Annotated in this window: 7 protein-coding genes and 1 pseudogene; 5 read left to right on the top strand and 3 right to left on the bottom strand. The window is 72.0% G+C overall.

The window, feature by feature from the left end:
* Positions 1–121: 121 nt before the first annotated feature.
* Positions 122–895, bottom strand: a complete 774-nt coding sequence (locus BAW75_RS04260; protein ID WP_104112718.1) for a GNAT family N-acetyltransferase — start codon at positions 893–895, stop codon at positions 122–124.
* A 174-nt stretch (positions 896–1,069) separates the two neighbouring features.
* On the opposite strand from BAW75_RS04260, the gene BAW75_RS04255 reads away from it, so the two are divergent.
* From BAW75_RS04255 to BAW75_RS04235, 5 genes are all read left to right on the top strand, one after another.
* Complete coding sequence (locus BAW75_RS04255; protein ID WP_069087399.1) at positions 1,070–1,726, top strand: hypothetical protein; 657 nt, start codon at positions 1,070–1,072, stop codon at positions 1,724–1,726.
* A gap of 139 nt (positions 1,727–1,865) precedes the next feature.
* Complete coding sequence (locus BAW75_RS04250) at positions 1,866–2,807, top strand: ABC transporter ATP-binding protein (RefSeq protein ID WP_420914978.1); 942 nt, start codon at positions 1,866–1,868, stop codon at positions 2,805–2,807.
* Positions 2,804–3,628, top strand: a complete 825-nt coding sequence (locus BAW75_RS04245) for an ABC transporter permease (RefSeq protein WP_104112716.1) — start codon at positions 2,804–2,806, stop codon at positions 3,626–3,628. Before BAW75_RS04250 ends, BAW75_RS04245 begins: the two co-directional genes overlap by 4 nt.
* A 258-nt stretch (positions 3,629–3,886) precedes the next feature.
* On the top strand, positions 3,887–7,630 hold the full coding sequence (locus BAW75_RS04240; RefSeq protein ID WP_104112715.1) for a multifunctional oxoglutarate decarboxylase/oxoglutarate dehydrogenase thiamine pyrophosphate-binding subunit/dihydrolipoyllysine-residue succinyltransferase subunit: 3,744 nt from the start codon (positions 3,887–3,889) through the stop codon (positions 7,628–7,630).
* A gap of 63 nt (positions 7,631–7,693) precedes the next feature.
* Positions 7,694–7,873 carry a DUF6104 family protein gene (locus BAW75_RS04235; RefSeq protein WP_030503218.1) on the top strand — a complete coding sequence of 60 codons (180 nt, stop codon included), beginning with the start codon at positions 7,694–7,696 and terminating at the stop codon, positions 7,871–7,873.
* Positions 7,874–7,894: 21 nt separating this feature from the next.
* Here the strand turns inward: BAW75_RS04235 and BAW75_RS04230 are convergent, their stop codons facing one another.
* A complete protein-coding gene (locus tag BAW75_RS04230) occupies positions 7,895–10,138 on the bottom strand; it encodes a bifunctional polysaccharide deacetylase/glycosyltransferase family 2 protein (RefSeq protein WP_104112714.1) in 2,244 nt (747 codons plus the stop codon).
* Positions 10,139–10,203: 65 nt separating this feature from the next.
* Positions 10,204–10,342: pseudogene (locus BAW75_RS31955) on the bottom strand (phosphate acyltransferase); the annotation flags it as partial.

Below are 10,342 nucleotides of genomic sequence, written 5' to 3'. Positions count from 1 at the left end.
CCGGCCAGCAGCATTCCGAGTACGCCGAGCAGCCGTCCCGCCCGGCGCAGGCGCGACACGTCCGGGGCCGCGGCCGGTCCCGTCGGGGGCGTGGCCCTGCCACGCGGAGGAGCATCTGCGGTCACGAGCCGCCGCCGAGGAAGTGCCGCAGGTAGCGCGGGTTCATCCGGTCGAGCGAGAACAGCACGTAGAAGTCGGCGCAGCCGAAGTCGCTGTCGTACGCCGGCTCACCGGCCACCCAGGCGCCGAGCCGCAGGTAGCCGAGCAGCAGCGGCGGCACGAGCGCCCGGCCCCCGGCGGGGGTGAGCGCGCCCGGGTCGGCGGCGGGCGCCTCGGCGAACCAGGGTCGGCGCGGGGTCACCCGCAGCGCCGGCGGGGCCAGGTGCCGGGCGCTGACCTCGGCCCACACCGCAGCGGCGGCGACCCCGCCGTCGGTGACCGGCACCGAGGCGCAGCCGCCGAGCCAGCGGGAGCCGCGCAGATGCAGGTAGCGGCAGATCCCGGCCCACATCAGGTTGATCACGGCGCCGGTCCGGTGGTCCGGGTGCACGCACGAGCGGCCCGCCTCGACCAGGTCGTCGCGGAGCGGGGCGAGCGGGCGCAGGTCGAACTCGCCGTCGGCGTACCGGCGTGCGGTGCGGCCGGGTGGCAGCAGCCGGTACGTGCCGACGACCTCGCCGGTGCCTTCGCGCAGCACCACGAGGTGGTCGCAGTGCGCGTCGAACTCGTCGGAGTCGAGCCCGGTGACGGCGCTCGGCACTGTGGCGCCGAGTTCGCCGGCGAACACCTCGTGGCGCAGGCGTTGCGCGGCCGCGACCAGTGTCGGGTCGTCGGCGATCAGCAGGGTGTAACCGCTGGTCGTGAGCGGTGCGCCAGCGGCGTGCAGAACGGCCATGGCTCCTGTGTAGGTGCCGTGGGTTGCCACCGGGCGGGGTGAGGGGTGTCGATCCGGTGAACGCCGGTCGGCGGCGTCGTGCGAACCGGGACGGCCGGGACGGGACCGGCGTGTGCGAGGCTGCCGGGCGGACCGCCCGCGACGGCGCCGGCGGCGGTGAACCCGGAGGTGCGCATGCTGGTCGAGGCCCGGTTCCAGGGACCGGACGGTTCGGGCAACGGCGGCTGGAGCGCCGGGATCTTCGCCGCGCTGATCGACGACCGGGGGCCGGTGGAGGTCACGTTGCGCCGGCCGCCGCCGCTGGAGACCCCGCTGACCGCCGCCGACGGCGAGGTACGCGACCCGGACGGCCAGTTGATCGCCCAGGTACGCCGGGTGGAGCCGGTCGAGGCGGTGGTGCCGCCGGTGGACCGGGCGACGGCGGCCGACGCCGCGCGGGCGTACCCCGGTCTGCTGGACCACCCGTTTCCCCGCTGCTTCGTCTGCGGCCCGGCGCACCCGGACGGCCTGCGGATCTTCCCGGGGCGGCTGCCGGACGGGCGGACCGCCGCGCCGTTCCGCGCCCCGGCCGAGGTGACGCCCGCGACCGTGTGGGCGGCGCTGGACTGCCCCGGTGGCTGGGCGGTGCTCGCGCCCGGCCGCCCGTACGTCCTGGGGCGGATCGCCGCACAGGTCACGGCGCTGCCACGACCCGGCGACGAATGCGTGGTGACCGGCCTCGCGGTGGGCGGTGAGGGGCGGAAGGCGGAGGTGCACACCAGCCTGTACGGTGCGGACGGCGCATTGCTCGGCCGCGCCCGGGCCACCTGGGTGGCGCTGGCGACCGCCTGATGTCCTACCTGAGGAGGACGGCGCGTACACGTCCCGCCTGATTGACCCCCTTGCGCCGGGTTGGAAGGCTGTTGCAGGGCGCCCCCGCAACAGCGCCCCCCACCGGCGCGCGTCATGCCCGCCGGGGCAGGAGAGGAGAATGATGTCCGACGGGCAGCCACGCCCCAGTGCCGGGACCGGCCAGATCATCGTGTCCGGCCTGACCAAGCAATACAAGACCGTCCGCGCGGTGGACAACCTGTCGTTCACCGTCGAGCCGGGCCGGGTCACCGGCTTCCTCGGCCCGAACGGCGCCGGTAAGACGACCACGCTGCGCATGCTGCTGAACCTGGTCACGCCGAGTGCCGGCACGGCGACCATCGGCGGCAGCCGGTACGCCGACCTGCCCGACCCGCTGCGCACGGTGGGCGCGGTGCTGGAGGCGTCCAGCGCGCACAAGGGCCGCACCGGCATCAACCACCTGCGGGTGATCTGCGCGGCGGCCGGGCTGCCGAAGGAGCGCGCCGACGAGGCGCTCGCCCTGGTCGGGCTCTCGCCCGCGGCGAAGCGCAAGTTCAAGGGCTACTCGCTGGGCATGAAGCAGCGCCTCGGCATCGCCGCGGCGATGCTCGGCAACCCGCAGGTGCTGATCCTGGACGAGCCGGCCAACGGCCTGGACCCGGAGGGCATCCGCTGGATGCGCGGCTTCCTCAAGGGGCTCGCCGCCGAGGGTCGTACGGTGCTGGTCTCCAGCCACCTGCTCTCCGAGATGCAGCTGCTCGCCGACGACGTGGTGATCATCGCGGCCGGCAAGCTGGTCCGGCAGGGCCCGGTCGACCAGGTGATGGCGTCGATGACGCACGGCGTCCGGGTGCGGGTGCGCACCCCGCAGGCCGACGAGCTGGCCACGGTGCTGCGCGAGCAGTCCGCCACCGTCGACGCCAACCCGCACGGCGCGCTGCTGGTCAGCGGCGTGGACGCCCCGACCGTGGGCCGCCTCGCGCTGGCCGCCAAGGTCGAGCTGCACGAGCTGACCACCGAGCGGCCCGACCTCGAAGGGGTCTTCCTGGAGCTGACGGCCGGAAAGGCGGAGATCCGATGACGCTTGTCCGATCCGAACTGCTCAAGATCCGTACCACCAGCACCTGGTGGATCTTCGGGCTGATCAGCCTGCCGCTCTGGGCGCTGGCGCTGCTGTTCAACTGGTTGCAGACCGACGCGCTGGCCGGCGGCGACCTGGGCGAGGTACCGGCCGACCAGGCCGACCAGGTGCAGGCGATCTCCAGCGCCGACAGCCTGGCCGCCAACCTCTACACGAACGGCCAGTTCTTCGGCCTGCTCATCGTGCTGCTGCTCGGCATCGTGGTGGTGACCAGCGAGTTCTTCCATCAGACGGTGACCACCACGTTCCTCACCGCGCCGCACCGCACCGCGGTGATGCTGGCCAAGCTGGTCGCGGCCGGCGTGCTGGCGCTGCTGTTCTGGGTCGTCACCACGGTGCTGAACCTGATCTTCGGGCCGATGATCCTGAATGCCACGAACGTGGGCACCCAGCTCGGCAGCGGAGAGGTCTGGACGTCGGTCGCGCTCAACGGCCTGGCCTACCTGCTCTGGTCGGTGCTCGGCGTCGGGCTCGGCGTGCTGATCCGCAGCCAGATCGGCGCCACGGTGACCGGCATCCTGCTCTACCTGGGCGGCACCATCGGCGCGGCGATCGCCATCGGCCTGCTGGCCGGCCGCTTCGGCGACTGGATCAACCAGCTCCAGCTGCTGGTGCCGTCGCTGGCCTCCAGCCTGATGGTGGCCGGCACCGAGATTCCCGGCAACCCGCCCCGCTGGGCCGGCGCCGCGGTGCTGATCGGGTACGCGGTGGTGACCGGCGCGATCGGCGTCGCCACGATCCGCAAGCGCGACATCTCCTGACCTCGCGGTCAGGCCGGGCCCCGGCCGGTGACACCCGTCACCGGCCGGGGCCTTCGCCGTCTAGCAGGAGTCGCCGGATCACGCAGCGTTTGCCGAACTTCTGGCATCTTCTGTGAAACGGACCACCAGCCGGAGGCGAGAATGCCTGCGCTCAGCGCACGGCGTAGCCTTGGCATCGGTTTACCCAGCGTCGGCAACCGGGGGTCACCGGGGGCCACCGTGACATTCACAACCGCGTGAAAGAGGCGATTAGCGGCCGTGTCGACCCAGCAGACTTCGCAGGAGAACCCACTGGCGGGTTTCGGCCCGAACGAGTGGATCGTCGAGGAGATGTACCAGCGCTACCTCGCCGACCCCTCGAGCGTCGATTCGGCCTGGCACGACTTCTTCGCCGACTACCGGCCGGCCCCGGGCGCCGCCACACCGCGCCCGGAGGGGCAGGCCAAGCCGGCCGCGAAGCCGGAGCCGGCCGAGCAGCAGGAAGCAGTGGCCACGGTCAAGGAGCAGCCCGCCAAGGCGGCCCCCGCCAAGGCCGAGCCGAAGGCGGCCGCCCCGGCCAGGCCCGCGGCGAAGCCGGCGGCGAAGGCGCCTGAGCCGGCGAAGAAGTCCGCCCCGGCCAAGCCGGCCGCCAAGGCGCCGACCGCGAGCGCCGCCGGCACCACGACGCTGCGCGGCGTCGCCGCCAAGATCGTGCAGAACATGGACGCGTCGCTCGCCGTCCCGACCGCCACCAGCGTGCGCGCCGTCCCGGCCAAGCTGCTCGTCGACAACCGCATCGTGATCAACAACCACCTGACCCGGGGTCGCGGCGGCAAGGTCAGCTTCACCCACCTGATCGGGTACGCGCTCGTGCGCGCCGTCGTCGAGCACCCGGAGATGAACAACTCCTTCGCCGAGGTCGACGGCAAGCCGGCGATGGTCCGCCCGGAGCACGTCAACCTGGGCATCGCGATCGACCTGGTCAAGCCGGACGGCTCCCGCAACCTGGTGGTGCCGTCCATCAAGGGCTGCGAGCAGATGGACTTCCGGCAGTTCTGGCAGGCGTACGAGGACGTGGTCCGGCGCGCCCGCCGCAACGAGCTGACCATGGAGGACTACTCCGGCACCACGATCTCGCTGACCAACCCGGGCGGCATCGGCACCGTGCACTCGATCCCGCGCCTGATGCAGGGGCAGAGCGCCATCATCGGCGTCGGCGCGATGGAATACCCGGCCCCCTACCAGGGCATGAGCGAGGCCACCCTGGCCCAGCTCGCGGTCAGCAAGGTCATCACGCTGACCAGCACGTACGACCACCGGATCATCCAGGGCGCGCAGTCCGGCGAGTTCCTGAAGGTCATGCACGAGCTGCTGCTCGGTGAGCGCGGCTTCTACGACGACATCTTCACCTCGCTGCGCATCCCGTACGAGCCGGTGCGCTGGATGCGCGACGTGGCCGTGGACAGCGAAGGCCAGATCAACAAGACCGCGCGGGTGCACGAGCTGATCCACGCGTACCGGGTGCGCGGCCACCTGATGGCCGACACCGACCCGCTGGAGTTCAAGATCCGGAAGCACCCGGACCTGGACGTCCTCCAGCACGGGCTCACGCTCTGGGACCTCGACCGCGTCTTCCCGGTCAACGGCTTCGCCGGCCAGCAGCGGATGAAGCTGCGCTCGATCCTCGGCGTGCTGCGCGACTCGTACTGCCGCCGCGTCGGCATCGAGTACATGCACATCCAGGACCCGGAGGAGCGGCGCTGGATCCAGGAGCGGGTCGAGCGCAAGTACGAGAAGCCGAGCTCCGACGAGCAGAAGCACGTGCTGAACCGGCTCAACGCGGCCGAGGCGTTCGAGACGTTCCTGCAGACCAAGTACGTCGGCCAGAAGCGCTTCTCGCTGGAGGGCGGCGAGTCGCTGATCCCGCTGCTCGGCGAGGTGCTGGAGTGCTCCGCCGAGGCCGGGCTGGACGAGGTCGTCATCGGCATGGCCCACCGCGGCCGGCTCAACGTGCTGGCGAACATCGTCGGCAAGCCGTACGAGAAGATCTTCTCCGAGTTCGAGGGGCACCTCGACCCGCGCTCCACCCAGGGCTCGGGCGACGTGAAGTACCACCTCGGCCAGAACGGCAAGTTCACCACTCCGGACGGCGAGCACGCGGTCAAGGTGTCGGTGGTGGCGAACCCGTCGCACCTGGAGGCCGTCGACCCGGTGCTGGAGGGGATAGTCCGGGCCAAGCAGGACCGGATCGATCTCAAGCTGGAGGGCTACACCGTGCTGCCGCTGGCGGTGCACGGTGACGCCGCCTTCGCCGGCCAGGGCGTGGTCGCCGAGACGCTCAACCTGTCCCAGCTGCGCGGCTACCGCACCGGCGGCACCGTGCACGTGGTCGTCAACAACCAGGTCGGCTTCACCACCGCCCCGGAGTACAGCCGGTCCAGCCTCTACAGCACCGACGTGGCCCGGATGATCCAGGCGCCGATCTTCCACGTGAACGGCGACGACCCGGAGGCAGTGGTCCGGGTGGCCCGCCTCGCGTTCGAGTACCGGCAGGCGTTCAACAAGGACGTCGTGATCGACATGGTCTGCTACCGCCGGCGCGGGCACAACGAGGGCGACGACCCGTCGATGTCCAACCCGGAGATGTACAAGATCATCGACTCCAAGCGGTCGGTCCGGAAGCTCTACACCGAGGAGCTGATCGGGCGCGGCGACATCACCGTGGAGGACGCGGAGGAGCTGCTGCGCGACTACCAGGGGCAGCTGGAGCGGGTCTTCAAGGCCACCCGGGACGCCGCGACCACACCGCGTCAGCTCAGCCGCCCGCCGCGGGAGGAGGAGCCGGAGCCGCATGTCGACACCGCCACCGACGCCGCGGTGGTCAAGGCGATCGGCGAGGCGCACGTCAACCTGCCGGAGGGCTTCACCCCGCACAAGCGGATCCAGCAGCTGCTGGAGCGGCGCCGCAAGATGTCCGTCGAGGGCGGCATCGACTGGGGCTTCGCCGAGATCATCGCGTTCGGCACGCTGCTGCACGACGGCGTCACCGTCCGGCTCGCCGGGCAGGACTCGCGCCGCGGCACGTTCGTCCAGCGGCACGCCTCGGTGGTCGACGCCAAGACCGGCGAGGACTACCTGCCGCTGATGTCGCTCACCGCCGACGGCGAGCGGTCGCGCTTCTTCGTCCACGACTCGCTGCTCTCCGAGTACGCGGCCATGGGCTTCGAGTACGGCTACTCGGTGGAGAACATCAACGCGCTGGTGGCCTGGGAGGCCCAGTTCGGTGACTTCGTCAACGGCGCCCAGTCGGTGATCGACGAGTTCATCTCGTCCGGCGAGGTGAAGTGGGGTCAGCGCTCCGCGGTGACGCTGCTGCTGCCGCACGGCCACGAGGGCCAGGGCCCGGACCACACGTCCGGCCGCCCGGAGCGGTTCCTGCAGCTCTGCGCCGAGGACAACATGCGGGTGGCCATCCCGACCACCCCGGCGAACTACTTCCACCTGCTGCGCCGCCAGGCCATGTCGCCCAAGCGCAAGCCGCTGGTGGTGTTCACGCCGAAGTCGCTGCTGCGGCACAAGCTGTGCGTGTCACCGGTGGAGGACTTCACCACCGGGACGTTCCAGCCCGTGCTGGCCGACACCGCGGCTCCGGCGCCGGAGCAGGTGAAGCGGGTGCTGCTCTGCTCGGGCAAGGTCTACTACGACCTGTTCCAGGCCCGGCAGGAGCGGGGCGTGACGGACACCGCGATCATCCGGATGGAGCAGCTCTACCCGCTGCCCGTCGAGGAGGTCCGGGCCGCGCTCGCGCAGTACCCGAACGCCGAGGACTTCGCCTGGGTCCAGGAGGAGCCGGCCAACCAGGGCGCCTGGTCGTTCGTCGCGCTCAACCTGCTGGAGCACCTGCCCGAGGTCCGGCTGCGCCGCATCTCCCGCCCGGCCGCCGCCGCCCCGGCGGTGGGCTCGGCGAAGATGCACGAGGTCGAGCAGAACGCGCTGATCGAGGCGGCTCTCCCCCGCCCGTGACACCACCGGCAGCGGCCCGTCCCGACCCGGGGCGGGCCGTTGCCGTACGACGAGAGGAACACCGTGTACTTCACCGACCGTGGCATCGAGGAGCTGGTCGAGCGCCGGGGTGACGAGCAGGTCAGCCTGGAGTGGCTGGGCGAGCGGCTGCGTGACTTCGTCGACCTGAACCCGGAGTTCGAGACCCCGATCGAGCGGTTCGCCACCTGGCTGGCCCGCCTCGACGACCCGGACGACGACTGACGCGCGCGGCCGGGCGCGGCCTCAGCCGGCCGCGCCCCGCCCGGCGACCCGCAGGTCCCCGGTACGCCGCAGCTTCTGCCAGCCCAGCCGGCCGCCGGTCAGCGCGGTGCCGACCGCCTGGAGCAGTACCAGGTACATGACCTGCCGGTAGACGAACTGCTGCAACGGCAGCACCCAGAGCACGCCGAGCTTCTCCCGGTCCAGCCGGAAGGCGAGCACCGCGGTGAGGAACTGGAGCGCGAGCATCACCAGCCAGGCCACCACCGTGTCGCTGCGGTCCAGGAAGATCAGCCCGTAGATGGCGAGCAGGTCGATCACCGGGGCGGCCAGCGGCAGCAGCACGCCGAACAGCGTCAGGAACGACAGGCACCGGCGGCCGAACCGGCCCGACGGACCGCTCTCGATCACCGAGCGCCGGTGCTTCCACATCGCCTGCATGGTGCCGTAGCTCCACCGGTACCGCTGCTTCCACAACTGGCCGATGGTGGTCGGCGCCTCGGTCCAGGCGCGGGCGCTCTCCTCGTACACGATGTGCCAGCCGGCGCGGCCGACGGCGATGGTGACGTCGGTGTCCTCGGCGAGCGTGTCGTCGGTCAGGCCGCCCACCTGCTCCAGCGCCTGCCGCCGGAACGCGCCGATCGCGCCGGGGACGGTGGGCATGCAGCGCAGCGTCTCGTAGAGGCGGCGGTCGAGGTTGAAGCCGATGACGTACTCGATGTGCTGCCACTTGGCGATCAGGCCGCGGCGGTTGCCGACCTTGACGTTGCCGGCGACCACGCCGACCCGGGGGTCGGCGAACGGCGGTACCAGCCGGCGGACCGAGTCCGGCTCGAAGATCGTGTCGCCGTCGACCATGACGATCAGGTCGTGCCGGGCCAGCGCGACGCCGGTGTTCAGCGCGCTGGGCTTGCCGCCGTTGGGCTTGCGCACGACCCGCACGTTCGGCAGGCGCAGCGCCGCGACGATGTCGGCGGTGCCGTCGGTCGAGCCGTCGTCGACCACCACCACCTCGATGCCGCCGGGGTGGTCACCCAGGGCCAGCGAGCGGACCGCCGCGGCGATGCCCTCCCGCTCGTTGTACGCGGGCACGATCACCGAGACCGGTTCGGTGACCGGCGGACCCCACGACCAGTCGCGGCGACGGCGGCGGCGCGCGTGCCGTGGGGCCAGAACGAACAGCAGCAGGGTCCGGCCGATCGTGAGCACCCCGACGAGCACGAAGAAGACGCCGAGCACCCCGAACATGCCGTCGGCCACGCGTACCGCGCCGACCAGCACATGTCCCCGCAACCGCTCGTCGAGCGGGGCCGCCGTCTGCCCGCCCACCGGGCCGGACACACCCGCGGCGGCGAACGTCTGGTTGAGCCCCTCGCTGACCGTGGTGAAGCGGTACCCGCGCTCCAGCATCGCCGGGATGTAGCGGTCCAGCGCGGCCACGGTGCCGGCCCGGTCGCCGCCCGAGTCGTGCCACAGCGCGATGGTGCCGGCCGTCCCGTCCGGCGTGGCGTTCGCGATCATCTCCTCGACCGGGAGCAGCTCCCAGTCCCGGCTGTCCACGTCGTTGACCACCGTGAGGTAGCCGAGCTCGCCCGCCTGCCGCAGCATCGGCCAGTCCCGGTCGGTGTACGCGTCCGCCCGGGACGAGTACGGGAAGCGCAGCAGCGACGTCCGGACACCTGTGGTGCTGGCGATGGCGAGCTGCGTCTGCGCGTACTCCAGTTCGCGCCGCCACTCCGGCAGCGCGGCGAGGTCGGGATGGGTGAACGTGTGCACGCCCAGCTCGTGGCCCTCGGCCACCAGCCGGCGGGTCACCTCCGGGTTTCTGACGACCTGCGAACCGATGACGAAGAAGGTGCCCTTGAGCTGGTACTTGTCCAGGACGCGCAGCACCTCCGGCGTCCACCGCGGGTCGGGTCCGTCGTCGAAGGTGAGCGCGACGGTCCGCGGCGGCAGGCGGTGCGACTGGGTCCGGCCCTCCGCGCCGACGTTGACGATCGGGCCGCCGCCGACCACCGAGCTGGGGACCTCCCGCTGGCTGCCGGGCGTCACCCGGTTGTCCGGTACGAACGCGGCGTTCGTGTACGCCTCGACGACCAGCAGACCGCCCAGGACGACCACGACCATGGCGACCAGGGCCCAGCTCGGCCGGGGCAGGAGACGCCGCCCACGGGACCGGCGGGCGGCCCGCACACGGCGGGGGTCCAGCGTGACTGTGGGCTGCTCACTTGTCTGCGGGTTCGGGCGGGCGGGCGCCTGGTCACTCATCGGCGGGCGCGACCGGCGCGGCGGGCGGGTCGACAACCGCCGGCGGGTCGACAACGGGCGGCGGCACCTCGGCGGTGGGGGCGGTGGGCGATCTCGTCCGGGCGGCCGAGCAGCGTGATCTCGGCGACGCTCCGGCGCAGCAGCACCTCGGTCGCGCGCAGGATCCGTTCGTCGGCGCCGTCGGGCAGCACGAGCCGGCGGCGC

The organism is Micromonospora chalcea (assembly GCF_002926165.1).
GTDB lineage: Bacteria > Actinomycetota > Actinomycetes > Mycobacteriales > Micromonosporaceae > Micromonospora > Micromonospora chalcea.
This window is presented reverse-complemented; position numbering and strand designations above follow the sequence as displayed.

Bases quoted from the DNA above. Each gene is read 5' to 3' on its own strand.
- BAW75_RS04260 (WP_104112718.1), bottom strand. From the start codon at position 895: ATGGCCGTTCTGCACGCCGCTGGCGCACCGCTCACGACCAGCGGTTAC.
- BAW75_RS04255 (WP_069087399.1), top strand. From the start codon at position 1,070: ATGCTGGTCGAGGCCCGGTTCCAGGGACCGGACGGTTCGGGCAACGGC.
- BAW75_RS04250 (WP_420914978.1), top strand. From the start codon at position 1,866: ATGATGTCCGACGGGCAGCCACGCCCCAGTGCCGGGACCGGCCAGATC.
- BAW75_RS04245 (WP_104112716.1), top strand. From the start codon at position 2,804: ATGACGCTTGTCCGATCCGAACTGCTCAAGATCCGTACCACCAGCACC.
- BAW75_RS04230 (WP_104112714.1), bottom strand. From the start codon at position 10,138: ATGAGTGACCAGGCGCCCGCCCGCCCGAACCCGCAGACAAGTGAGCAG.